The following is a 24,663-nucleotide window of genomic DNA, read 5'->3' as shown; positions in this document are numbered from 1 at the left end:
CTCAGCAGCGATCGGAGCTTATGCCATGACGACGCCGGTGACGCTCACGCGCCCGCAAAAGGCCGCCGCCATCCTGGTGGCGATGGGCAAACCTTCGGCCAGCCGGCTGCTGAAATTCTTCAAACAGGAAGAACTGAAGGCACTGATCGAAGGGGCGCGGCTGCTGCGCACCATTCCGCAAAGCGACCTCGAACGCATCGTCGCCGAATTCGAGGCCGAGTTCACCGAAGGTGCGGGCCTGCTCGATTCCGCCGACCGGATGGACACGATCCTCAATGAATCGCTGTCGCCCGAAGAGATGAGCGCCATCATGGGCGACAAGCGCTTCGAGGTTGCGCCGGAAGGACCACCGCCGATCTGGCCGGAGCTGGAAAAGCTCGAACCGACGCGTCTGGGCACGTTCCTTGCCGCCGAGCATCCACAGACCGCGGCCATGGTGCTGTCGAAGCTTGCGCCGCAGACCGCCGCCAACATTCTGCTGACCATGGAAAAGCCGATGCGCAGCGAGATCATCAAGCGCATGGTGACGATGGCGACCATTCCGGACGCGGCCACCAGGATCATCGAGAACCAGCTGCGCGCCACCGTGCTGGCGCAGACAGCGACCAAGGACATCTCGGCGGGACAGGCGCGCGTCGCCAGTATGCTCAACGAGATGGACAAGCCTCAGTTGGAAGAGGTCATGCAGGATCTGGAAGAGGCCGGCACGCCGGACCTCGGCGGTGTCCGCTCCAGGTTGTTTGCCTTCGACGATCTGCCGCTTTTGACGCAGAAGGCGAGGGTACTCCTGTTCGACGGGCTGTCGACCGAACTGATCACGCTGGCGCTGCGCGGTGCGGCGCCCGCATTGACGGAGTCGGTGCTGTCGGCGATCGGCGCCCGGTCGCGGCGCATGATCGAGTCCGAGCTCGGACAAGGCTCGGAAGGTCTCCAGCTTGCCGACATCATGACGGCGCGCAAGACCGTTGCCGTGGCGACAATCCGGCTGTCGCGAGAGGGGGCATTTGAACTCCCTTCATCGCAGCAGAGCGAAGCGGCCTGACGCTGAGCAACAGACCCCACAATGGCTGAAGCGGCGGACAAAGACTCCAAAACCGAAGACGCGACCGAAAAGAAGATCCGCGACACCATCGAACAGGGCAAGCTGCCCCATTCCAGGGAGGCCGCACTTCTGGCGTCCTTCATCGCTATACTGGTGTTCACCGTCTTCTACGCCAAGGACGCGGTCGTCAATCTCGGCATGTTCCTGTCGATGTTCCTGGAGAAGCCCGAGGCGTGGCCGATGGACACCGAGACCGACGTCATCGCGCTCTACAAGACCGTGATGATGGAGATCGGCCATGCCGTCGTCAGCCTGCTGGTGCTGCTGGTGGTGGCCGGCATCGGCGCCTCGGTGCTGCAGAACATGCCGCAAGTCGTCGGCGAGCGGATCCGGCCGCAACTGTCGCGCATCTCGATCGCCAAAGGCTGGACCAGGATGTTCGGTATTCAGGGCTGGGTCGAATTCCTGAAATCGCTAGGCAAGCTCGGCTTCGCCAGTATCGTGCTCTACTTCACGCTGTCGCAGGACTACCGCCAACTCCTGGCCGGCATGATCACCAACCCCGTCGCTTTCGGCCTCGTCATCAAAAGCATCACCGTCCATATATTGGTGGCGATCGTCTTCGTCATGGGGCTGATCGCGGCGGTCGACGTCGTCTGGTCGCGCTTCCACTGGAAGCAGGATCTGCGGATGACCAAGCAGGAGGTCAAGGACGAGTTCAAGCAGTCCGAGGGCGACCCGATCATCAAGTCGCGGCTGCGCTCGCTGGCGCGTGACCGGGCGCGCAAGCGGATGATGACGGCGGTGCCCCGCGCGACGCTGATCATCGCCAATCCGACGCACTTTTCCATCGCGCTCAGATATGTCCGCGACGAGGATTCAGCACCCCTGGTGCTGGCCAAGGGCCAGGACTTGGTGGCGCTCAAGATTCGCGAGATTGCCAAGGAGCACAACATCCCGATCTTCGAGGACGTGGCGCTTGCCCGCTCCATGTACAAGCAAGTTTCGGTTGATAGCGTGATCCCGTCGCAATTCTACCAGGCCGTCGCCGAACTGGTGCGGATCGTCTACTCCAAAAAGGCTGAGCGGAGACAAATTTCATGAACCGCCAACCGCACGCAAAATCCCGCGAACTCATCGTCGCCAAGGCCATCGAGCAGGTGGTCGACGAGTTGCGGCTGATCGACGTCGCCGACTACATCGCCTTCATCCGGCTCGAGCATTTCGCTTGCCTGTCGGATCTGGTGGATTCGGCTGTGGAGCTTTTTTTCCTGCCGGGCACGCTCAGGCTCGGCCATGGCGGAGAGGCACATGTCGACTGGAGCGGCAGCCCGCGCATCGTGCTCGATCTCGAGCTTCGGCCGCCGGGCGTCACCGTCTATTTCCAGCTGACGCTGAGCGAGGAGAGGTCTTCGGTCGCGGTCAACTATGTGTCGTTCGAAAAGCCGGGCGAGGACCCCGAGCACAACACCGCTTTGCTGGAGACGGTGATCGAAGAGGCGCGCATTCGCCGGACCGAGCCGCTGGCATTTTAGCGGCAAAGTCTGAGACGTGTACCCGCAGGGTATGGCAGGTACCGTTCGCGGCAGACATAGAGAACTAAATCTGCGATATGGTCGTCCTAGCCGGTCCGAGACGGTGCCAAGCGTTGCGCGCCTCGATCATCTCGCGGTCTGATCCGGGGGTGTAGTAGCGACGATCAAGCCAGAACGAGCGCTCAAGTTCGGTTTTGCCTGATCGGGTACCTGGATCGCGGCCCATGCGGACACGAACCTCGTCCAGCGACACGACATAGCACACCGGTTCGGCGCTGCGCGCAAACGCGACAAACATCCACCATCGGGTAACGTGCTTCTCAGGCTGAAGGCCAAGGAACGTGTCCTGTGGTTTTGCTGCATGAGCCTTAACCTGAATCGGATGCTGGGTGTTCTCGTCTTCGGACACGGCGAACATATCGGCACCTTTTGCGTTCCGAACCGTGAGCATGACATTCCAGCCAATCCGCGACAGCTGCCACGCTACATAGTAGACGCCGATGTTCCCCGTGACTTGTTTGTCATTGCTCAACGTTGTTCTCCCAAAACCGCTTTTTGGGCAACTCGGATCACTCGATCAGCCCCAGCCGCAGCGCCTTGGCCACCGCCTGGTTGCGGTTGACCGCGTTGAGCTTCTGCGTCGACTGGGTGAGATATTGGTTGGCGGTGTGGACCGACAGCTTCAACAGCCTGGCGATCTCTTCGCTGGTGTTGCCGTTGGCGGTCAGCTTCAGGCACTCCAGTTCACGCTTGGAGATTGACCGCATCCGGCCGGCATCGTTCGGACGAATGCGGGCGACGGCGGCGAACAGCGAAAAACAGCGGGCGTGGATTTCGTAGAGCGTGTCCTCCGGCAGAGCGATCGTCGAGCCGAGGAACACCACCAGCCCGCAATGGCCGCGATCGGCATGGACGGGAAAGGCGATGCCGTTGGTGCCCGGCGCCAGCGGCGCCGTCCGCTCCGCCCAGGCGAGGTTCTGGAAGACGGCGTCCGAGCCGGCGATGCCGTCATCGGCCCACCAGCGCGGCGCTGTCGAGGCGCCGCTGTGGCGCACCATCTCCTCGCCATTGGCGCCGGCGATGAACTTGGTTGTCACCGCAGTGGCTGGATAGTCGGAATCGAAGCTCGGCACCAGGCGCGCCCGTTCCGGCGAGGGGCTGACGAAATAGAGGCCAAACGCCGACGCGTTGATGTCGACGGCGATCCAGCGGCAGCGGCGCACCGCGTCCGGGATGGTAACGGCATGGTGCGTCTCGGAACCGATGGAGAAGGCGCCGAACGGATTGCGCTGCTCGTTGAAAAGGGCTTCGGCCGCCGCCTTGATGTCAGCGTGTTTCAAATGATGCCGCTCCTGATCGCCGTGGCGATGGCCATCGCGCGGTTCGAGGCCGCGAATTTCTGGATGGCGTGGGTGATGTAGCTGTTGACGGTGTTGGACGAGACCCCGAGGATCACTGCGACCTCATCGGTGGTTTTGCCTTCAGACACCCAGAACAGGCATTCGCGCTCGCGGTCGGACAGCGGGTCCTGCATGGCGACGGCGGCGATCAATTGCGGGATGGCGGACAGCGCGTAGCAGCACTTCAACTGAGCCTTCATCAGCGCCGGCTGGTCGATACTGCCGGCCTCGGCCGCCGAGAAAAGCGCAAACAGCCGCTGGCGACCGACATTGAGCCGCAGTGAATAGACTTCGGCATGGCCAAGCACGTCGAGCAGGCGCGCCTCTTCGCCGGTGAGCAGTCCGCCGGCGTCGGGCGCCGCGGCGGCGACCAGCGGCCTCGGGCGGATGCCAGGTGCAACGGTCAGCGGTCCCTGGGCAAGGCCGGCGATCAGCCGCTTGCCGATCAGTTCAATGGCGTCGAAGATCCAGTTGGATGAGACGATGCGGGCGTCGTTGCGGTCCTGGTCGTGGACGATGGCGACGAGCATGTAGCTGTCGGCGCCGATCTCGGCGGCAAGCTGCATGAAAAAGGAGGTGAGATCGCCGCGCGATTCGAGGCGCGAGCCTAACGTATCGGATTGGAGAAGCGCGGCGGAACTGCTCATTGGATGCTTTGGTTGTATGTCATGGCCGGAGTCTTTTCTTGAGCCCGGACGCTGGGGTTGGCAGCGGCCGAACTTGAAGACGCATCACGTTTACGAAGCACTCACACGGCGCGGCGGTCGCGCTGATCGCCGAATCCATTCAGGGAACGCGAAGCCGTCCGCGTCTGGTGCCGGTCATTGGCCGGAACTTGAGACTTTGGGTGGTCGCCGCGCCCCCCAAGGACCGGCTGATTCGGGTCTAATCTACCCGCAGATGAATCCGACATCAAACGCGATTTGACAAAATCAATATTATTGGACTCAAGCGACTCAGGGGCGGCTTTCGCGGCCTTTTCCGCCGCAAAAGGCCTGAAACGCCGACACGAAAAAGCCAGAGGGTGTTGCGATACTGCCGTATCGAGGGCCGATCGATTCCGATAGGGTCTCGGCAGCCGGGAGGGGTGGGCATCCCTTCGGTCATACGGCGGATTTGGCGGCGCTTGCTCGCGGCCATCAGCATCGGGGGTCATGATGAAGCAGGTTTTCCTGGCGTTCACGGTGGTGCTTGCGGTTCTTGCCGGCATGGCAGCGCCCGCCAAGGCTGAGCCGACCGTTAGCTATGCGCTCGACAACGGGCTGCAGGTGGTGCTGGTGCCCGACCATCGCGTGCCGAAGGTGGTGATGAACCTGCGCTACCGCGTCGGGTCGATGAATGAACCCGCGGGACGCTCGGGCTTTGCGCATCTGTTCGAACATCTGATGTTTTCCGGCACGCCGGCCTGGCCGAACGTGTTCGGCGCGCACGCCGCGCTCGGCAACGAGATCAATGCCTGGACCACCGAAGACGGCACGGTATATTACGTCGACGGGCTGTCGTCGTCACTGCCGATGATCCTGTCGCTGGAGGCCGACCGCATGGCCAATATCGGCCGCTCGGTGACTCAGGCCAAGCTCGATCTGCAGCGCTCGGTGGTTAAGAACGAGATGCGCCAGAACGTGCTCGACAAGGCCGGCGCATCCGGCTGGGAAGCTTTCTGGTCCGGGCTGTTCCCGAAGCCGCATCCCTATAGCCGCATGGTTATCGGCTCGGTCGCCGATCTCGATGCGGCGACGCTCGACGATGTCAGGGGTTTCTTCAACAGCTACTATCTGCCCAACAATGCGGTGCTGGTGCTGGTCGGCGACTTGGAGATCGACGACACCAAGGCGCTGATTGCCGACACGTTCGGCCGCGTGGCGCGCGGCGCCGATGTGGCGCGGCCCGCCGTGCCGGCACCGACGCAGGCCCGGCTCAAGCTGGTGCTCGAGGATCGTGTGCCAAGCCCCATCGTCGTGGTCGGCTTCAGTGGCCCGGTGGCGCAGTCGCCCGACAATGGTGCGCTCAGCATTGCCGCCGAACTGCTCGGCAACGGCGAATATGGGTTTTTGCGCAACCGGCTGGTTTCGCAGTTGGGCATTGCCACCTATGCCAGCGCGAGCTGGACCGGCGGTCTGCTCGGTGGCCGCTTTACCTTCGAGGCGGGTGCCGCCGAAGGTGTGGCGCCGGAAGCGCTGGAAAGCGCGATGAAAACGGCGTTTGCGGATTTCCTGAAGACCCCGCTCGATCCGGTCGATGTCGAGCGTGCGCGCACCGGCATCTTGCAGGCAGCGCGGCTCGGCAGCGAAGCACTGAAGGATCGCGCCGGCGTCGTCTCCTACAATGCCGACGTGCTCGGCGATGCGCAGAGCGCGCTGGTCGACGACCCGCGGGTGAAGGACGCCAGCGTGGCGGATGTCGAGGCAACGATGAAGCGGCTGTTGAAACCGGGAGACGCCAGCGTGCTGGTGCTGAAGCCCGGCCCGCGCGGCGGCTATCCCGATGCACTGATCGGCTCGTCCGGCACACCGCAGCCGTTCACCGCGCCGGAGCGAGCGGCGATCGACATTCCGAAGCATGCGGCCGGGCAAGCGCCTTCGGCAACACTGCCCGCCATGGAAACGGCGACGCTCTCGAATGGCATCAAACTCGTCCACTACACAATGCCGGAAGCGCCGATGGTCTATGTCGCGGCCAGTGCCGCCGGCGGCTGGAACAGCGTGCCGGAAGGCAAGGAGGGATTGCTGGAGCTTGCAGCAAGCATGGCGACACGCGGGGCCGCCGATCGCGGCTCGGCTGATTTCGCCAAGGCGGCCAGCGACATCGGCGCCGGCGTCAGCCACCAGGCCGGAACGCTGACCACGATGATGACGCTTGGCGTGCCGCCGGAAAAGCTCGACCAGGGTATTGGCCTGCTCGCCGACGCGGTACTGAAGCCTCGTTTCGACAAGACCGAATGGACGGTGCTGATGGCGCAGACGGTCGACTGGCTAAACGGCCGCGAGGCGGATCTGCCCGGCGTTGCCGGCCGCATGGCAAAGGCGACGCTGATCCCGCAGGTGCCGGGCAAGGCAGCGGTGGACTGGTCGGCAAAGGCGCTGGCCTCGATCTCGCTCGACGAGGCGAGGGACGCATTCAAGGCGGAGTTCACGCCGAAGGCGGTGACCTTCTACAGCGTCGGCCCGATGCCGGTCGCGACCGTCGCCGCCAGCCTTGAAAAAGCATTCGGCGCGTGGACAAGCGACACCGCCGGCTATGCCGTCGAGCCGTCGCCGGCGGCGCATTTCAACGGGGGACAGAAAGTGCTGCTGGTGCCCGAACCCGGCGCCAGCCAGTCGGCGCTGTTCGTGGCGCGGCCGGCGCCCGGCACCGACGAGAGCGAGCGCGCTGAATCGACCGCGGTCTCCAACCTGCTTGGCGCCGATTTCTCCAGCCGGCTGAATTCGGTGATCCGCGAGGAGAAGGGCTACTCCTATGGCGTGTCGAGCTATCTGATGAGCCCGATGAAGGCCGGCTCGGGATTGGTCGTGGCAACCACCGTCGAGCGCGCCAACACCGGGCCGGCGATTACCGAAATCCTGAAAGGATTTGCCGGCCTGACCACCTTGCCGGTGGCGCAGGACGAGGTCGACCGCACGGTGACTGTCTATCGCCGGGCGCTGGCTGGATCGGCCGAGACGTCGGCTGGTCTGTTCTCCTCGCTGATTGGCGCGGTCGGCAGCGGATCGACGCTGGAGGACCAGCAAACCCGCATGGCGGCGCGCACAAAGCTGACGCTCGATGCGGTTCAGAAACAGGCGCTGGCCCTGGCGTCGCTCGATCCGTCGCTGATCGTGGTGGCGGGCGACCCCGATGTGGTGATGCCGCAGCTTGCCGCTATCGGTTTCAAGGACGTCGAGATCGTCAAGCGTGACGAGGTCGGCGAAGAGACGGCGATGCGGGCGCTCGATCTTCTCGGGGGCAATCGCCAGGCGCCGCTCTCCGCATCGCCATGGCGGGTCGGCGATGGCGGCACGACACGGGCGGTGCATTCCTGTACAGGCGATAGGGACTGCGGCGCGCAGATCCACGCCGACTGATCGATACGAGGCGGCCGCCGGCCGCGTTTAAATCTTGGGCAACTTTGTTTCGGGGGAAACGATGAGCGATTCATTTCGGGAAGTAACGTCCGTCTCGTGGTTCGGGCGGATCAAGCGCGCGGTCGGCGGGGTCATCTTCGGCCTTATCCTGATCGTGCTGATGGTGATCGGGCTGTTCTGGAACGAAGGCCGCGCCGTGCAGACGGCGCGCTCGCTGGCCGAAGGTTCTGGAGCGGTGGTTTCGGTCGGCGCCGACAGCGTTGATACCGCCAATGACGGCAAGCTGGTTCATGTCAGCGGACTGGTGACGGCGGACAGCGGCCTGGCGGATCCGGATTTCGGCATTGCGGCGCAAGGGCTGCGGCTGTCGCGCAGTGTCGAGATGTATCAGTGGAAGGAAGAGTCCAAGTCGGAGACGACCAAGAAGCTCGGCGGTGGCGAAGAGACGGTGACCACCTACAGCTATTCCAAGGTGTGGGACGACAGCCAGATCGACTCGTCGGACTTCAAGAAGCCGGACGGCCACCAGAATCCGCCGATGGAAATCCACGGCCGGACCTTCCAGATTCCTGAGGGCAAGCTTGTCGCCTTCGATCTCGATACGCCGGTGCTGGACCGCATCGAGGGTGACAAGGACTATTCGCTCTCAGCCGACCAGTCGGCGGCGATAAAGGCTGCCTATACCGGAACGAAACCGCTCAGCATCGTCGATGGCAAGATTTTTCTCGGCAATGACAACACGACGCCCGCTTTGGGTGACTATCGCATCGGCTACGAACTGGCGCCGCTGGGCGTGATCAGTATCGTCGCGCGCCAGGCCGGCAGCCGCTTCGAGCCCTACCAGACGCAAGCCGGCGATGCGCTGCTGATGGTCGATACCGGCAACGTCCCGGCCGAAAAGATGTTCGCCGACGCGGTCAGCGCCAACACGCTGATCACCTGGCTGCTGCGCGGCGCCGGCTTGCTGTTGCTGACCATAGGCTTTGCGCTGTTCCTCAGCCCGATCGGGGTGATCCTCGACGTCATACCCTTCCTCGGCAGCATGGCGCGGATGGGCACCGGCATCATCGCCTTCGTTCTGGCGATCCTGGTCGGCACGGTGACGATCGCGATTGCCTGGTTCTGGTACCGGCCGTTGCTGGCGCTCGCCATCCTGGCGGCAGGCGTGATTGCGGCGGTGATTGTCTACCGCATCGGCCGGTCGCGAAGGCCAGCCGTTCCGGTGGTTGCACCCAACCCGGCTGCGGCCGCCTAGATGGTCGGGGCGGCCGGAGCCGCCCCATATCTCTTTGGCACAATTCCGGCCGGAAAACCGCCTCACACTTATCCTGGAATTGCTTTCCTATTTGTCCTCGAAGCCGGTCAGCACGCCGACGGCGTTGATGCCGATCTCCTCGACGGCATAGCCACCTTCCATTACGAACAGCGTCGGCAGGCCGAGCTTTGCGATGCGATGGCCGATCTTCGGATAGTCCGGGCTTTTCAGCTTGAACTGGCTGATCGGGTCCTTCTCGAAGGTGTCGACGCCAAGGGAGACGATGACGATATCGGGGGCGTAGGCGGCGAGCTTGACGCAGGCATCCTCCAGCGAGGCATTCCAGGCGTCCCAGTTGGTGCCGAAGGGCATGGGATAATTGACGTTGAAGCCTTCGCCGGCGCCGGAGCCGCGTTCGTCGGCATGGCCGAGGAAGAACGGGTACTCGACCATCGGATCGCCATGCAGGTTGAGAACCTGCACGTCGGCGCGTTCATAGAATACTTCCTGCGTGCCGTTGCCGTGGTGATAGTCGACGTCGAGGATCGAGACGCGTTTTGCGCCCTGATCGAGGAACCATTGCGCGGCGACCGCAGCATTGTTGATGTAGCAGTAGCCGCCCATGAAGCCGGCGCCGGCGTGATGGCCGGGCGGGCGGCAGAGCGCGAAGGCAGACCGCTCGCCACCCTTGACGAAGGCGGCGGCCGTCAGCGCCACGTCATAGGACGATTTGATCGCGGTCCATGTGCCTTCGACGAAGGTGGCGCCGGCGTCGAAGGAATAATAGCCGAGCAGTGCATCGATGCGCTTGGGCGGCACGTCGCCGCGCAGGCCGCGCGTCGGCCAGGTGAAGGGCATCGCCGTGCCATCGAGGCCGGCGGCCTTCCACGCCGGCCAGACGGTTGGCAGGAAGTCGATATAGTCGGCCTTGTGGATGCGCTTGGCGGCTGTGAGATCGTGCTCGACCGGTCCGACGATCGGCCCAAGCTTTTCGCTCTCGACCCGCGCCTTGATGAACTCCGCCCGCGACGGCTTTTCGAAACCCGGCACGATTGCCGACGTGACCAGTTCCATCTGGCCGGCATGGCCGGCATGAAGCGGCGAATAGACAGTCTTCATGAATTTCCTCTCGAAATAGCGAAATCAGTCAAGGTTGAGATAGGGGGTGACCAAAGCGAGCCACATTCTTTCCACATCGTCCTCGATGAGGTCGTATGTCTTGCGATCCCGCTTCAACCCCACAAGCCGGCAGGCGTGCCCGACATCCATCATCAGCACGCCGAGCCGGCTGGCGATCTTGTCTTCAAGGGCCGGGTTCACATGCTGCAGCCACGCGGCGTAAAGCGCGATGATCTGCTCGTCATATTCGTCCTGGATCGGCCTGAGGTCGGCATTGCCGGATATCGCCTCGATCACCGGCATCAGGGTGGCGTTTTCGAGATATATTCTGGAGGTATCGATGAACAGCTTGCGCACCTCCTGCCGAAACTCGTCGCGGTTGGTGGGTGGGGTGACCTCGATGCGCCTGGCGATCACCTCGGGAAACGACGACAGCCAGCGCCGGGCGAGGTCGAGGAGAATGGCTTCCTTGTTGGGAAAGTACTGGTAGACCGAACCGACCGACAGGCCCGCGCGCCGGGCAATGGCGAGCGTCGTCGGCGTCTTGGTTCCTTGCTCCCGCGTCAGGGTCAGCGCAGCGTCGAGTATCCTGTCGACGACCTTGCTCGACCGTTCCTGCCGCGGCTGCTTGCGCGGTTCGAGCGCCATCCTGGTTTCGCGGCTGAGACTGCGCTTCACGGATTGATGCCTTCGTTCCCTGCCGGTTTCAACACAGGTCCCGGTCTCAACATTGGCGTGGTGTGTCGTCCACAATACATTCGAAATTCGGCACGTTGACAAACGCGAATAATTAGTCGCATTCTTTTATCCACGCTGTTTTGAGAGATCACAAGGGGAATTTCGAAACAGCGCACTGGCATCAGTTTTCGTCCGATAAAGCCGCTCCGGCGGAGTGGCAGCTTGTCGGACAAGAGGGTTGTCGGTCTCAGCCAGTCGTCAAAAGCGCGGAGTCGCGATGTCTGTCACGGGTGCGGGTCAAAATGCTGATCTGATCGTCATCAATGGTCGCGTGCGGACCATGGACGATGACAATCCCGCCGCCGAGGCGATTGCCGTCAAGGACGGCGCCATCATCGCCATAGGCAACCACGCCGCCATCGAAAAACTCAAGGGAACGACCACAGAGGTGATCGACGCCAAGGGCGGTTCGGTCCTGCCCGGTTTCATCGAAGCCCACATGCATCTGTTCTCGGGAGGGGCCGAGCTCGCGCATCTTCAACTCGGCGGTATCCATGGCTTCGAGGCGCTTCAAAGCGCCATCCGCGACTACGCAACGACGCGGCCCGAGGCGAAAATGCTTGTGGGCCAGGGCGTCGACTACACCGTGCTCGGCGACGAGCGGGTGACACGCCATCATCTCGACGCCATCCTGCCCGACCGCCCCTTCTGCATGGCAGCGCCCGACCACCATACGATGTGGGCCAACACCAAGGCGTTGGAGATAGCCGGCATCCTGAAAGGACGCACGCTCGGTCCGGGCAACGAGATCGTGATGGGTGGCGACGGCCTGGCCGCGGGCGAATTGCGCGAGGGCGAGGCCTTCGGTCCGGTGCTCGACCTTGCCGGCGAAAGCCGGGTGCGGCTGGGGCTGTCGACCGGCGGTGAGCCCGACCCAATGCCGTCGGCCGCCGAGCGGGCCGCCGACCGTGACATAATGCGGCGCGGGCTTGCGTGGTGCGCGCGCCACGGCATCACCTCGATCCAGAACATGGACGGCAATCTCTACCAGCTCGAACTGCTTTCCGAGATCGAGGCCGAGGAGGGATTGCCCTGCCGCGTCAAGATCCCATTCCACTACAAGAACTTCATGACGCTCGACATGCTGGAGAAGGCATCCGTCATGGCCGAGCGCTACCGCAGTGAGTGGCTGTCATCGGGCATGGTCAAGGTGTTCTATGACGGCGTGCTCGATTCCTGGACCGCTGTTATGGTCGAACCTTATGCGGATCGTCCCGACTGGGTCGGCGAGCCGCTGTTCACGCCGCAGCAATTTATCGATCTCGCCGTGGCTATCGACAAACGCGGGCTGCAGATCGCCGTGCACTCGATCGGTGACGGCGCGGTGCGCGCAGTGCTCGACGGTTACGAGGCGGCGCAGAAGGTCAATGGCAAGCGCGACAGCCGGCACAGGGTTGAGCACATCGAGGTCACCACAGCAGCCGACGTGCCGCGTTTTGCCGAACTCGGCGTCATCGCCTCGATGCAGCCGTCGCATCCGCCCGGCGCCATGGATTTTCCGCTGGAGCCGACGGTGTCACGCATCGGGCCGGCCCGCTGGCCGCTGAGCTATGCCTGGCGCACCCTGAAAAGCGCCGGCGCCCATGTCGTGTTCGCCTCGGACTGGCCGGTGGCGGCGATCGACCCGATCCTGAGCATTCAGGCGGCAGTGCAGCGCAAACCATGGGCAGAAGGCGATCCTGACCAGAGTTTCTCGCTGCAGGAAGCGATTGCCGCCTACACGGTCGAGGGCGCCTATGCCGAATTCGCCGAGCATCGCAAAGGCGTTCTGAAACCCGGCTATATGGCGGATCTGGTGGTTTTGTCGGCCGATATCGAGAAGACGGCGCCGGCCGATCTACACAAGCTGCGGCCGGTGACGACGGTCTGCGGTGGCAAGGTCACCTACCAGGCCTGACAATGGCATGCGGCTTGCACAGCTTGCCGCTTGCAAGACGAAATGACCGACTGAACTGTGATTCAATGCCGGACTTGCCAACCAACCGGCCGTGTGGTCACATCGAACAGGGGAAAAACTCCGCCAGCAAGAGCGGGGTCAACAGTGAGGCGTATCGTGCCGGAAAAACCGGATCGGAATGCAATTGAAGTCGTAAACGTCAGTAAAATTTTCGGATCGGGTGAGGGGCAGGTCGCTGCCCTCGATACGGTCTCGGTATCCATCCGCGAGAATGAGTTCTTCACCCTGCTGGGACCATCCGGCTGCGGCAAGACCACGTTGCTGCGGCTGATTGCCGGCTTCGACTTTCCAACCGCCGGCGAAATCCTCCTCTACGGTCAGGACATCGCGCCGTTGCCGCCCTTCAAGCGGCCGGTCAACACCGTCTTCCAATCCTACGCGCTGTTCCCGCATATGACGGTCGCCGACAATATCGGCTTTGGCCTGGAAATGCTGGGCAAGCCGAAGGCCGAGATCAAGGCGCGCGTCGCCGAGATGCTGAAACTGGTGAAGATGGAGGCGCTGGCGGGTCGCCGAACCAGCCAGATCTCCGGCGGCCAGCAGCAGCGCGTGGCGCTCGCCCGGGCGCTGGCGCCGCAGCCCAAGGTGCTCCTGCTCGACGAACCGCTCTCGGCGCTCGACTACAAGCTGCGCAAGGAAATGCAGATCGAATTGAAGCGGCTGCAGCACGAGACGGGCATCACCTTCATCTTCGTCACCCACGACCAGGAGGAAGCGCTGACCATGTCGGATCGCATCGCGGTGATGTCGTCGGGCAAAATCCTGCAGGTCGGCTCGCCGCGCGACATCTACGACCGGCCGGCCGAGCGTTTCGTCGCCGACTTCATCGGCGAGTCGAACTTCCTCAAGGCGGATGTGGTTAGCGCGACTGGTGGCCGGGCGACGGTGAAGCTGCCGTCTGGTGTGGAAATCCCAGCCTCGCTGCCGGAAGGCTTCAGCCCCAGCGGCAAGGTCACCATCGTCGTGCGTCCAGAGCATGCGCAGTTGGGCACGGCCAGCCCGAGCGCTTCGCTGTCCGGCACCGTCGAAAACATCGTCTATCTCGGCACCGACACGCACTTCCATCTGCGCCTTGCCGGTGGCGAGCCGTTCATCGTGCGGCGTCAGAACAGCCGCGGCGCCGGTGACGGCTTCGTGCAGGGCGGCCAGATCGGCATCACGATCGGCAACGACGCCGCGCAAGTGCTGAAGGACTGATCATGGCGACCGCGGAACAAGTCGCCAAGGCAGCGCAGCGACGCGATGTGCGCGACCGCTGGCTGCTGTCAGCGCCAGCCTTGCTGGTGATCTTCCTCGCCGCGACCGGCCCCTTGCTGATCGTGCTGATCTACTCGTTCCTGACGCCTGGCCCCTATGGCGATGTGAAGTGGCAGTTCTCGCCCGATGCCTGGCTGTCGGTGTTCATGGAACGCGACATTTTCGACGATACGCTTTCGCTTGCGGCAGCGCACGTCACCATATTCTGGCGCTCGATCAAGTTGGCGGTGATAACGACGATCGCAACTTTGGCATTGGGGTTTCCAACCGCCTATTTCATGGCGACACGCAGCGAGAAGACCAGGGATCTCTGGCTGTTCCTGATCACCATTCCGTTCTGGACCAACCTGCTGATCCGCACCTTCGCCGTGCTGCAGATCATCCGCAACGAAGGCATCATCAACACCATCCTGCTCAAGCTTGGTATCGTCTCAGCGCCGGTGCAGATCCTCTTCACCGACACGGCGATTCTGATCGGCATGGCATATGTCTATCTGCCGCTGATGGTGCTGCCGATCTATGCCAGCATGGAGAAGCTTGATTTTCGCCTCGTCGAGGCGGGCTACGACCTCTACGCGACCCGTTTCAAGGTATTGCGGAAGATCATTTTCCCGCTGGTCAAACCCGGCGTCATTGCCGGCTCCATCCTGGTCTTCATTCCAGCCCTTGGCGCCTATGTGACGCCGAGCGTGCTTGGCGGCGGCAAGAACATGATGCTGTCCAACCTGATCGAATTGCAGTTCGGCCAAGGCCGCAACTGGCCGCTCGGCTCGGCGCTGTCGATCACGGTGATGATCATCGTCATGGTTGCCTTGCTTGCCTATGTGCGCAATGCCGGCAAGTCGGGGGCGCGGCATGGCTAAGAACTTTTCCATCAAGCACCAGACCGGCTTCACGGTGATCGCTGCGACCTGTTTTATCGTGCTCTATCTGCCGATCATCGTGCTGGTCGCCTATGCCTTCAACGCGGCGAACTCGACGTCGGAATGGGGCGGCTTTTCGATGCGCTGGTTTCAGTCGGCTTGGCAGAACGTGCAAGTTATCGACGCGACGCTACGCTCGTTCCGGATCGGCGCCGTCGCTGCGGTGCTGTCGACAATCTTTGCCACCATGGCCGCGCTCGCCACCACGCGCACCGCATCCTATCCGGGCCTCACCTTCAAATATGCGGCGATCAACCAGCCGCTGATGGTGCCCGAGATCGTCACCGGCGTGGCGCTGCTGATCTTCTTCTCGCGCATCAAGATCTTCACCGGCTATTCCGGCATTGGCTATCTGATCGCCGCGCACACGGCTTTCTGCATCCCGTTCGCCTATCTGCCGATCCGGGCGCGGCTGGAAAACATGGACCTGACGCTGGAGCGCGCGGCCGCCGATCTGTACGCGACGCCTTGGAAGACCTTCCGCCGCATCACGCTGCCGCTTTTGTGGCCCGGCATACTGGCCGGACTGATGCTGGCCTTCGTCATCTCGCTCGATGACGTCGTCATCACCGAGTTTGTCAAATCGGGCGGCCAGGATACGCTGCCCACCTACATGCTCGGCCAGATCCGCCGCGGCATCACGCCTGAGATCAACGCGATATCGACCGCCTTCCTGCTGCTTTCGGTCGCGATCGTCACGTTGTTTTTCTTCGTCAGCAGGAAAAGAGACTGAACCGACAAATGGGAGCTAAAACCATGAACTGGAAAACAACGACAGCCGCCATGGGGTTGGCGCTGCTCGCAACGACGAGCCTGGCCAGCGCCGATGGCGAGCTGAACATCTACAATTGGGGCAACTATACCAGCCCCGACGTGATCAAAAAGTTCGAAGCCAAATACAACGTCAAGGTGACCATTACCGATTACGATTCCAACGATACGGCGCTCGCCAAGGTACGCCAGGGCGGCACCGGCTTCGACATAGCCGTTCCGTCGCAAACCTACGTGCCGATCTGGATCAAGGAGGGCCTCGTGCAGGAGACCGATCCGGGCAAGATGGAGAACTTCAAGAACGTGGCGCCGGAATGGGCCAATCCAGACTTCGACCCCGGCCGCAAATATTCCGTGCCGTGGGCGCTGGGCACCGTCGGCGTCGTCGTCAACACCGATGCCTACAAGGGACCAGCCGACAGCTGGGGCATCATCTTCAACACGCCGGACGAGCTGAAGGGCAAGACCAATGTCGTTCCGGAGATGAATGACGTTATCTTCGCGGCGATCAAATATGTCGGCGGCCAGCAGTGCACCGACGACAAGACGGTGCTGAAGAAGGTGCGCGACACGCTTGTCGCGGCCAAGCCGAACTGGATCGCCATGGAATACAACACCATCGAAAAGATGGGCGCCGGCGACTTCAAGGCGACCAGCGACTGGAACGGCTCGGCGCTACGCCAGCGGTTGGCCAATCCGGCCATCCATTACAATTATCCGAAGGAAGGCTACGGCCTGTGGAGCGATAACGTCGTCGTTCTCAAGGAAGCCAAGAACGTCGAGAACGCCAAGCTGTTCCAGAACTTCATCATGGATCCGGAAAACGCGGCCGGCCTCTCGGCCTTCCATCGCTACGCAAACGCCATTACCGGCTCGGACAAGTACATGCCGGCCGACATGAAGGATGCGCCGGAAGTCGTCATTCCGGAGACTGCGAAGGCACAAGGCGAATTCCAGAAGATGTGCGCGCCTGAGATCCAGGACATCTACACCAAGATTTGGACCGAACTGCAGAAATAACCGCAGTCTGACAGACCCGGCGGCATCCGCCGCCGGGTCTTTTCTTTTCCGGAATGGCTTTCATGGACTCCTATCGCAACAGCGATCCGCGGCCGTCGATCATGCGGGGCTCGCCGCCTCAAATGGTGCTGCCGAAGCTCGACTGGGACCGGCCGCCATGGAATCGCTGGGCCTTCCAACACATCCGCGAATTCCTGCCGACCATCGAGGTCTGGCGCGGCAATGGCCATCGCCATCGTCTTGAGCGCGCAGAGACCGATCTCGACGCGCTGCCGGTGGAAGACAGCAAGGGCCGTCCGACGACGCTCGTTGGCCTGCTCGACGAGACCTACACGGACGGCTTCCTGGTGCTCAAAGACGGCAAGGTCGCCTATGAGCGCTATTTCAACGGCATGGCCGAGCGCACGCTGCATCTGTCGCAGTCGATGGCGAAGTCGGTAACAGGCACCGTGTTCGGTATTCTGGTTGGGCGCGGCTTGATCGACCCGGCCAAACCGGTGACCGCCTATCTGCAGGAGCTCGGCGCGACCGGCTGGGACGGCGCCAGCGTGCAGCATGTGCTTGACATGACGACGGGTGTTCGCTTTTCCGAGGAATACACCGATCGCTATTCCGATATCGGCCAGGTCGATGTCGCCACCGGCTGGAAGCCGGTGCCGCCGGACAGCGATCCGGATTTCCAATGGCCGCCGCATCTGTTCGAGTTGATCCTGCAGCTGAAGGACAAGGTGCGGCCGCATGGCGCCGCGTTCGAGTACCGCTCGATCGAGACCGACGTGCTTGCCTTCATCATGGAGCGGGTCACCGGTAAACGGCTGGCGCAGCTGGTGTCCGAGGAGCTGTGGCAAAAGCTCGGCGCCGACGAGAGCGCCTGCTTCACGGTTGACAGCGCCGGCTATGCGCTGGCCGATGGCGGCTTCAACGCGACGCTGCGAGACTACGCCCGCTTCGGCCAGTTGATCCTCGACAATGGCCGCGGCATCGTGCCGGCCGACTGGATCGAGGCGACGCGCAACGGCAGGCATGCGCCGGATTTCAATCCGAGCCTGCCGGAGGGCAGCTACCGCAACCAGTTCTGGATCGAAAACCCGCGCTCACGCGCACTGATGTGCCGGGGCGTGTTCGGGCAGATGATCCATATCGACTGGGACACCGGCATGGTCGTGGTCAAGCTTTCAAGCTATCCGGATTTCAGCAATGTCGCCTATTCGGTGGCAACGCTGAAGGCGGTGCACGCCATCGCCAAGGCGCTTGGTTGACCCACAACAAATCATCCCTCCGAGGAAACGTTCATGACTGGCAAGACTGCGTTCGAGATCCGCTACGGCTTTGCCCGCAATGAGGTGCTGCTCTCCAACTGGCGCGAAAACCCGTTCAACCGCTGGTCATTCCAGAACCTTGGCGAACTGGTGCCGACCGCTCCCGTGGCGGCGACGCCGGGAAGCGTCGAAGCGCCGGTGCGGGACCTGAGCGGCCTGCTCGGCGAAAAGGTTTCGATCGCCAGCGCCCCGGAAACGGTGGCCGAATTCCTCACACGTTCGAGCAGCGACGCGCTGGCGGTGATGAAGGCTGGCAAGGTCATCGGCGACTGGTTCGCGCCCAATATGGATTTCGGCGCCCGTCACATCATCTTTTCGATCAGCAAATCGGTCACCGCGATCATCGCCGGAATACTGGAAGGCGAGGGCGTGTTCGACCCGGAAGCGCCGGTGACCCAGTACATTCCGGAAGCCGCCGGTTCGGCCTATGCCGATGCAAGCTGCCGGCATGTGCTCGATATGAGCGTCAGCCTCGACTTCGAGGAGGCCTATCTCGATCCCGAAAGCGCCTTTGCCCGTTACCGTCGCGCTACGCTGTGGAATCCGGGCGGCGGCACTGAAAGCTTGCGCGAATTCATTCTGACCTTGCAGCGGCTCGAAGAACCGCACGGCAAAACCTTCCGCTACCGTTCGCCCAATTCCGATCTGCTCGGCCTGCTGCTCGAACGAGCTTCCGGCCTGCGCTTCCCGGACTTGATGCGCGAGAAACTGTGGCTACCCCTGGGTGCTGTCAGCGAGGCTTCGATCGGCGTCGACATGGAAGGTACGGCGCGCACCGCCGGCGGCATTTCGGTGACGCCGCGCGACCTGGCGCGTATCGGCGAGATGATGCGGCAGGGCGGCACGGCCAATGGCCGGCGCATCGTGCCGGAAGGCTGGGTGCGCGATACGACCGTTGCCGGCGGCAGCGCGGAGGCCTGGCAGCGCGGCACGATGGTGCATCTGTTCCCGAAGGGCCGCTATCGCAACAAATGGTACCAGACGGGTGCGGCAAACGGTGCTTTCTGCGGCATCGGCATCCACGGCCAATGGCTCTACGTCGATCCGAAGATGGAAGTGGTGATTGCAAAAATGGGGTCGCAGCCGGTGCCTGAAGATTATCCGCTCGAACGCGAGATCATTGCCTTTTTCGAGGCGCTGAGCGGGATGGTCTGAGGACGAGCCAAAGCAAGGCGCTTTCCTGTGGACCTCTTTGACGCTTGAGAACACTGCGGTTGGCGGGACGGACATCAGCGCCTATGGTCGCCGCTCTTTGCGACAGGGACCAGCATGGCAGCAGACAGCAAACGCATCGCATCCATCATCGCGGCAGAGATCGGGGCGCGGTCGGAGCAGGCATCAGCAGCTATAGGGCTGCTCGATGAGGGCGCGACGGTGCCGTTCGTGGCGCGCTACCGCAAGGAGGTCACCGGCGGGCTCGACGACACGCAATTGCGCGACCTTGCCGAGCGGCTGGCCTATCTGCGCGAGCTCGATGCGCGGCGCGATACGATCCTTGGTTCGATTCGCGAGCAGGGCAAGCTGACCGACGAACTTGAGGCCAAAATTGTGGCTGCCGCCACTAAGGCTGAACTGGAAGACATCTACCTGCCCTACAAGCCCAAGCGCCGCACCAAGGCCGAGATCGCCCGGGAGCGCGGGCTGGGGCCATTGGCGGAGGCTATTTTGGCCAACCGGTCGTTGGTGCCCGCCCAGGCGGCGCTGGCTTATGTGACCGAGGATGTGGCCGACGCCAAGGCCGCACTGGAAGGCGCACGCGACATCCTGTCGGAACAGTTTGCGGAAAATGCCGATCTGGTCGGCAAATTGCGAACCTACATGAAGGAGCGCGCTTTCATGCGTGCCCGTGTCGTCGACGGCAAGCAGGAGGCCGGGGCGAAATTCTCCGACTATTTCGACCATGTCGAGCGTTGGGCAAATGTTCCGAGCCACCGTGCGCTGGCCATGCTGCGCGGCCGCAACGAAGAGGTGTTGTCGCTCGACATCGAGGTCGATGCCGACCATGCCTCGCCGGTGAAGCCGGTCGAGCGGATGATCGCCAATGCCTACGCCATCGGCGGCAGCCTGCCGGGCGACCGCTGGCTGATGGAAGTCGCCGGCTGGACCTGGCGGATCAAGCTTTCGCTGCACCTGACGCTCGATTTGATGCGCGATCTGCGCGAGCGGGCGGAGGAAGAGGCGATCCATGTCTTTGCACGCAACCTCAAGGATTTGCTTCTGGCAGCACCCGCCGGCTCGCGGCCGACCATGGGACTCGATCCCGGCATCCGCACCGGCGTCAAGGTCGCGGTGGTAGATGGCACCGGCAAGGTGCTGGCGACGACGACGGTCTATCCATTTCCGCCGCGGAACGATGTGCGCGGCACACAGGCGGAACTCGCCAAGCTCATCCGCCTGCACAAGGTCGAGCTGATCTCGATTGGCAACGGCACCGGCAGCCGCGAGACTGAAAAGCTGGTCGCCGACATGCTGTCCGACATGCCTTCGGATGGTGGGCCAAAGCCGCTCAAGGTGATCGTCAGCGAGGCCGGCGCCTCGGTCTATTCGGCCTCGGCGACAGCGGCGGCTGAGTTTCCCGGGCTCGACGTGTCGCTGCGCGGTGCGGTGTCGATCGCCAGGCGCCTGCAGGACCCGCTCGCCGAACTGGTCAAGATCGAGCCGAAATCCATCGGCGTCGGCCAATACCAGCACGATGTCGACCAGTATCGGCTCGGCCGTTCGCTGGAAGCGGTGGTGGAGGACGCGGTCAATGCCGTCGGTGTCGATCTCAACACCGCCTCGGCGCCGCTCTTGGCCCGCGTGTCAGGCCTGGGCGCTTCGCTTGCCGACGCCATTGTCGCGCATCGCGATGCGACCGGGCCGTTCGCCAGCCGCAAGGAGCTGCTCAAGGTAGCGCGGCTCGGACCGCGCGCGTTCGAACAGTCCGCAGGCTTCCTGCGCATTGCCAATGGCAGCGAGCCGCTCGACGCCTCGTCGGTCCATCCGGAAGCCTATGGCGTGGCCAAGAAGATCGTCGCCGCCTGCGGTCGCGATGTGCGCTCGCTGATGGGAGACAGTGCCGCGCTCAAGGCGCTCGATCCGCGCGTCTTCGTTGACGAACGGTTCGGCCTGCCGACGGTGCGCGACATCATTGCCGAGCTGGAAAAGCCCGGCCGCGACCCGCGCCCCGGCTTCAAGACCGCAACCTTTGCCGATGGCATCGACGACATCAAGGATCTGAAGCCCGGCATGCTTCTGGAAGGCACCGTCACCAATGTCGCTGCCTTCGGCGCCTTCGTCGATATCGGCGTGCACCAGGACGGGCTGGTGCATGTCTCGCAACTGGCCGATCGTTTCATCAAGGACGCGCATGAGGTGGTGAAGGCCGGCGACGTGGTGAAGGTGCGGGTCGTCGATGTCGACATCAAGCGCAAGCGCATCGCGCTGTCCATGCGCAAGGACGGCGGCGAGGGCGGGATGCCGAAGGGGCCGCGCGACAATGGCGGCGGCAAGCCGGCGCAACCTTCGCCGATGCCGCGGCGTCAGCCGGAACGACCGGCACAGCAAGGCGCGTTTGGCGCAGCACTGGCCGATGCCTTGAAGCGGAAGTAGCCTCGAATGGTTCCTTGCAATCGCTAGAGCGTTATCTACCATCCTTGTGTGGAGATACGCGCGATATGGCAAGTTTCGAGAAAGTGAGTGTCCAAGAGTTGGGGCGTCTTTGGGACGAGGGCATGGCGAGTGGCAGTTCGGTCGATGGAGACCAGGCTTTCGCCCGGATCAAAAGCAAGCTCGATGCGAAAGTTGCCGAACGCAAGTCGCAAAAACGCTGCGCTTCCAGCCGGAAACCGTGCCGATGAAGCGGAAGTAGCTACCAGGCCAGAACGGCCGGTTCCTTCTCAACCTGGCCCAGCAGCCAGTCGCGAAAGCTGACGACGGGCGGGTGGCCGCGCTTGTCGTTCGGGACGACGAGGTAGTAGGCGCTGCGGCTTTGCATCGGCTGTCCCGGCGCCGGCACGAGCTGACCGCGCTGCAATTCGCCGGCGATAAGAACTTGCGGCAGGAGCGCGACGCCAAGCCCCGCCATGCAGGCTTGGGCAACGGTGCCGAATTGCTCGAACTGCATGCCGGGTCCGATCGGTGCGCTCAAGCCCTGTTCCTCGAACCATTCGCCCCAGGCCCCGGGACGCGTCGCCATGTGCAGCAGCGGCAGGCGGCTGATGTCGGCCGCCGTGGTGATATCGCGGCTGGCAAGGAAGTCGGGCGAAACCACCGGCATCACGGTTTCGCGCATCAACAATGTGGAATCGGCGTCCGGCCAGTCGGGCTGGCCATGATGGATGGCGGCGTCGAGCCGCTCGCGGGCGAAGTCGAAGCGGCCGATGCGGGTGACAAAGTTGATGGTGATGTCAGGGTTTTCTGCGACGAAATCCGGGATCAGAGGCATCAGCCAGCGCGTGCCGAAGGTCGGCAGTATGGCGAGGTTCAGCATGCCGCTATGCCGATTGCTCATCAATCCGAGCGCGGCGTCGCGCAATTGCCCGAGTGCCGCCCGCACGGCTTCGGCATAGATTTCGCCCGCCGTGGACAGCCGAACATTGCGGCTGTCGCGCTCGAACAGCCGGCGGCCGAACTGTTCCTCCAGAAGGGCTATCTGGCGGCTGACGGCCCCTTGGGTCAAATCGAGTTCCTGGGCGGCAGCGGTGAAGGAGCCAAGGCGGGCCACGGCCTCGAAGGCGGCAAGGGCGCTGGTGCTGGGCAAAAGCCGGCGTTGGACGTTCATGATCCATTACTAAACCTCATTGATCGGTGATGCAATTTTGTTTGATTTTTCCGAAGCGGAGGTGGATAAGCCCGAGCACTTCAAGATTTTGGGAGAGAGCGAAGCCATGGCCGCCGACAAGAACGCGTTCGTCTGGGAAGACCCCTTCCTGATCGAGAACCAGCTTTCCGAGGATGAGCGCATGGTGCGCGATGGCGCGGCCGCCTTTGCCGCCGACAAGCTCGCGCCGCGCATCGAGGAGGCCTATCTCGAGGAAAAGACCGACGCCGGCATTTTTCGTGAGATGGGCGAGGCCGGCCTGCTCGGCATCACCATTCCCGAGGAATATGGCGGGCTCGGCGCCAATTACGTCACCTACGGGTTGGTGGCGCGCGAGGTCGAGCGGGTCGATTCCGGCTACCGCTCGATGATGTCCGTGCAGTCGTCGCTGGTGATGTATCCGATCCATGCCTATGGCTCGGAAGAACAGCGCAAGAAATTTCTACCTAAGCTGGCCTCCGGCGAATGGATCGGCTGCTTCGGCCTGACCGAACCGGATGCGGGTTCCGATCCCGGCGGTATGAAGACGCGGGCCGAGAAGACCGCGAACGGGTACAGGATTTCCGGCTCGAAAATGTGGATCTCCAACGCGCCGATCGCCGATGTGTTCGTCGTCTGGGCGAAGCTCAAGGGCGACAACGGCAAGGACGAAATCCGCGGCTTCGTGCTGGAAAAGGGCATGAAGGGGCTTTCGGCACCGAAGATCGGCGGCAAGCTCAGCCTTCGCGCGTCGATCACCGGCGAGGTGGTGATGGAAGGCGTCGAGGTTGGCGAAGATGCGCTGCTGCCCAACGCCAAGGGCCTCGGCGGTCCGTTCGGCTGCCTCAACCGCGCGCGCTACGGCATTTCCTGGGGCGCGATGGGCGCGGCCGACGATTGCTGGCGCCGGGCGCGGCAATATGGCCTCGACCGCAAGCAGTTCGGCAAGCCGCTCGCCGGCACGCAGCTGTTCCAGAAGAAGCTCGCCGACATGCAGACCGAGATCGCGCTGGGCCTGCAGGCCAGCTTGCGGGTCGGAAGGCTGATGGACGAGGGCAAGATGGCACCGGAGATGATCTCGATCGTCAAGCGCAACAATTGCGGCAAGGCGCTCGACATCGCCCGCCAGGCCCGCGACATGCATGGCGGCAACGGCATCCAGATCGGCTACCACGTCATGCGCCACGCGCAGAACCTGGAGACGGTCAACACCTATGAAGGCACGCATGACGTGCATGCGCTGATCCTTGGCAGGGCTCAGACGGGGATACAGGCGTTTTTCTAAGCTGTGCCGAATTCAAGTGAGGCCGGCCTGCAAATGGCCGATACCTGCGCTTCCGGTGCTCGCGTACCAAAAGTACGCTCTGCTCCGGTTCTCGGTATCAGCCATTTTCGACTCGGCCTGACCTGAATCTCGACACAGCGTAGCCGGCTTCGGCTGCTTAATTTAGGTGCAGCGCAACATCTCTGCTTGGAGAATGGCCAA

21 protein-coding genes are annotated in these 24,663 nt (G+C 62.9%); 15 read left to right on the top strand and 6 right to left on the bottom strand.

Translation table 11 applies throughout. The features are described from left to right. Positions 1 to 25 precede the first annotated feature (25 nt). Genes AC3CCE_RS05645 through AC3CCE_RS05635 form a run of 3 tightly spaced genes read left to right on the top strand, consistent with a single transcriptional unit; the run spans position 26 to position 2,577 of the window. Positions 26 to 1,042 carry a flagellar motor switch protein FliG gene (locus AC3CCE_RS05645; protein ID WP_352624273.1) on the top strand — a complete coding sequence of 339 codons (1,017 nt, stop codon included), beginning with the start codon at positions 26 to 28 and terminating at the stop codon, positions 1,040 to 1,042. A 21-nt stretch (positions 1,043 to 1,063) separates the two neighbouring features. Beyond that, the gene (flhB, locus tag AC3CCE_RS05640) at positions 1,064 to 2,146 is read left to right on the top strand and encodes a flagellar biosynthesis protein FlhB (RefSeq protein WP_352624271.1); all 1,083 of its coding nucleotides are present in this window, start codon (positions 1,064 to 1,066) and stop codon (positions 2,144 to 2,146) included. Next, entirely contained in the window at positions 2,143 to 2,577 is a 435-nt protein-coding gene (locus tag AC3CCE_RS05635; RefSeq protein ID WP_023725151.1) for a hypothetical protein, read from the top strand. The genes flhB and AC3CCE_RS05635 overlap by 4 nt, the downstream gene beginning before the upstream one ends. Before the next feature lie 64 nt (positions 2,578 to 2,641). Here the strand turns inward: AC3CCE_RS05635 and AC3CCE_RS05630 are convergent, their stop codons facing one another. Genes AC3CCE_RS05630 through AC3CCE_RS05620 form a run of 3 tightly spaced genes read right to left on the bottom strand, consistent with a single transcriptional unit; the run spans position 2,642 to position 4,624 of the window. Further along, positions 2,642 to 3,109, bottom strand: a complete 468-nt coding sequence (locus tag AC3CCE_RS05630; RefSeq protein ID WP_023725150.1) for a hypothetical protein — start codon at positions 3,107 to 3,109, stop codon at positions 2,642 to 2,644. A gap of 37 nt (positions 3,110 to 3,146) precedes the next feature. Next, positions 3,147 to 3,917 (bottom strand): helix-turn-helix transcriptional regulator, encoded by a 771-nt coding sequence (locus AC3CCE_RS05625; RefSeq protein WP_023686334.1) that lies wholly within the window; start codon positions 3,915 to 3,917, stop codon positions 3,147 to 3,149. Next, positions 3,914 to 4,624 (bottom strand): helix-turn-helix transcriptional regulator, encoded by a 711-nt coding sequence (locus AC3CCE_RS05620; RefSeq protein WP_023683473.1) that lies wholly within the window; start codon positions 4,622 to 4,624, stop codon positions 3,914 to 3,916. Before AC3CCE_RS05620 ends, AC3CCE_RS05625 begins: the two co-directional genes overlap by 4 nt. A gap of 507 nt (positions 4,625 to 5,131) precedes the next feature. Here AC3CCE_RS05620 and AC3CCE_RS05615 point away from each other — a divergent pair. Continuing rightward, positions 5,132 to 8,038, top strand: coding sequence for a M16 family metallopeptidase (locus AC3CCE_RS05615; RefSeq protein WP_488377111.1), 2,907 nt, complete (start codon positions 5,132 to 5,134; stop codon positions 8,036 to 8,038). 61 nt (positions 8,039 to 8,099) lie between these two features. Beyond that, on the top strand, positions 8,100 to 9,293 hold the full coding sequence (locus AC3CCE_RS05610; protein ID WP_023754998.1) for a TMEM43 family protein: 1,194 nt from the start codon (positions 8,100 to 8,102) through the stop codon (positions 9,291 to 9,293). 87 nt (positions 9,294 to 9,380) lie between these two features. On the opposite strand, the gene AC3CCE_RS05605 is transcribed toward AC3CCE_RS05610, so the two are convergent. Together AC3CCE_RS05605 and AC3CCE_RS05600 are read right to left on the bottom strand one after the other, a co-directional pair. Beyond that, positions 9,381 to 10,412: a histone deacetylase family protein gene (locus tag AC3CCE_RS05605; protein WP_352624266.1), complete on the bottom strand. Its 1,032-nt coding sequence runs from the start codon at positions 10,410 to 10,412 to the stop codon at positions 9,381 to 9,383. Positions 10,413 to 10,436: 24 nt separating this feature from the next. Then, a complete protein-coding gene (locus tag AC3CCE_RS05600) occupies positions 10,437 to 11,090 on the bottom strand; it encodes a TetR/AcrR family transcriptional regulator (RefSeq protein WP_023714009.1) in 654 nt (217 codons plus the stop codon). 277 nt (positions 11,091 to 11,367) lie between these two features. On the opposite strand from AC3CCE_RS05600, the gene AC3CCE_RS05595 reads away from it, so the two are divergent. The 9 genes from AC3CCE_RS05595 (at position 11,368) to AC3CCE_RS05555 (ending at position 22,236) form a co-directional block, all read left to right on the top strand. Continuing rightward, positions 11,368 to 13,047, top strand: coding sequence for an amidohydrolase (locus AC3CCE_RS05595; protein ID WP_352510421.1), 1,680 nt, complete (start codon positions 11,368 to 11,370; stop codon positions 13,045 to 13,047). A 156-nt stretch (positions 13,048 to 13,203) separates the two neighbouring features. Then, entirely contained in the window at positions 13,204 to 14,304 is a 1,101-nt protein-coding gene (locus tag AC3CCE_RS05590) for an ABC transporter ATP-binding protein (RefSeq protein ID WP_023699750.1), read from the top strand. A 2-nt stretch (positions 14,305 to 14,306) separates the two neighbouring features. Further along, the gene (locus tag AC3CCE_RS05585) at positions 14,307 to 15,227 is read left to right on the top strand and encodes an ABC transporter permease (RefSeq protein ID WP_352510422.1); all 921 of its coding nucleotides are present in this window, start codon (positions 14,307 to 14,309) and stop codon (positions 15,225 to 15,227) included. Next, on the top strand, positions 15,220 to 16,020 hold the full coding sequence (locus tag AC3CCE_RS05580) for an ABC transporter permease (RefSeq protein WP_023686325.1): 801 nt from the start codon (positions 15,220 to 15,222) through the stop codon (positions 16,018 to 16,020). Before AC3CCE_RS05585 ends, AC3CCE_RS05580 begins: the two co-directional genes overlap by 8 nt. A gap of 23 nt (positions 16,021 to 16,043) precedes the next feature. Next, the gene (locus AC3CCE_RS05575; RefSeq protein ID WP_352510423.1) at positions 16,044 to 17,078 is read left to right on the top strand and encodes an ABC transporter substrate-binding protein; all 1,035 of its coding nucleotides are present in this window, start codon (positions 16,044 to 16,046) and stop codon (positions 17,076 to 17,078) included. A 62-nt stretch (positions 17,079 to 17,140) separates the two neighbouring features. Continuing rightward, positions 17,141 to 18,337: a serine hydrolase domain-containing protein gene (locus tag AC3CCE_RS05570; RefSeq protein WP_352536584.1), complete on the top strand. Its 1,197-nt coding sequence runs from the start codon at positions 17,141 to 17,143 to the stop codon at positions 18,335 to 18,337. 33 nt (positions 18,338 to 18,370) lie between these two features. Beyond that, entirely contained in the window at positions 18,371 to 19,552 is a 1,182-nt protein-coding gene (locus tag AC3CCE_RS05565) for a serine hydrolase domain-containing protein (RefSeq protein WP_352624263.1), read from the top strand. 114 nt (positions 19,553 to 19,666) lie between these two features. Continuing rightward, positions 19,667 to 21,988 (top strand): Tex family protein, encoded by a 2,322-nt coding sequence (locus tag AC3CCE_RS05560; RefSeq protein ID WP_027049850.1) that lies wholly within the window; start codon positions 19,667 to 19,669, stop codon positions 21,986 to 21,988. 65 nt (positions 21,989 to 22,053) lie between these two features. Beyond that, entirely contained in the window at positions 22,054 to 22,236 is a 183-nt protein-coding gene (locus AC3CCE_RS05555; protein ID WP_023820690.1) for a hypothetical protein, read from the top strand. Positions 22,237 to 22,247: 11 nt separating this feature from the next. Here the strand turns inward: AC3CCE_RS05555 and AC3CCE_RS05550 are convergent, their stop codons facing one another. Next, positions 22,248 to 23,159 carry a LysR family transcriptional regulator gene (locus AC3CCE_RS05550; protein ID WP_023686321.1) on the bottom strand — a complete coding sequence of 304 codons (912 nt, stop codon included), beginning with the start codon at positions 23,157 to 23,159 and terminating at the stop codon, positions 22,248 to 22,250. A 106-nt stretch (positions 23,160 to 23,265) separates the two neighbouring features. Here AC3CCE_RS05550 and AC3CCE_RS05545 point away from each other — a divergent pair, with 106 nt between their 5' ends. Then, the gene (locus tag AC3CCE_RS05545) at positions 23,266 to 24,462 is read left to right on the top strand and encodes an acyl-CoA dehydrogenase (RefSeq protein WP_023751298.1); all 1,197 of its coding nucleotides are present in this window, start codon (positions 23,266 to 23,268) and stop codon (positions 24,460 to 24,462) included. The last annotated feature ends 201 nt before the right edge of the window (positions 24,463 to 24,663 follow it).

The sequence above is a fragment of the Mesorhizobium sp. P160187 genome (genome assembly GCF_057766425.1).
The sequence above is the reverse complement of the archived record's forward strand: the minus strand, read 5'-3'. Positions and strand labels throughout refer to the sequence as shown.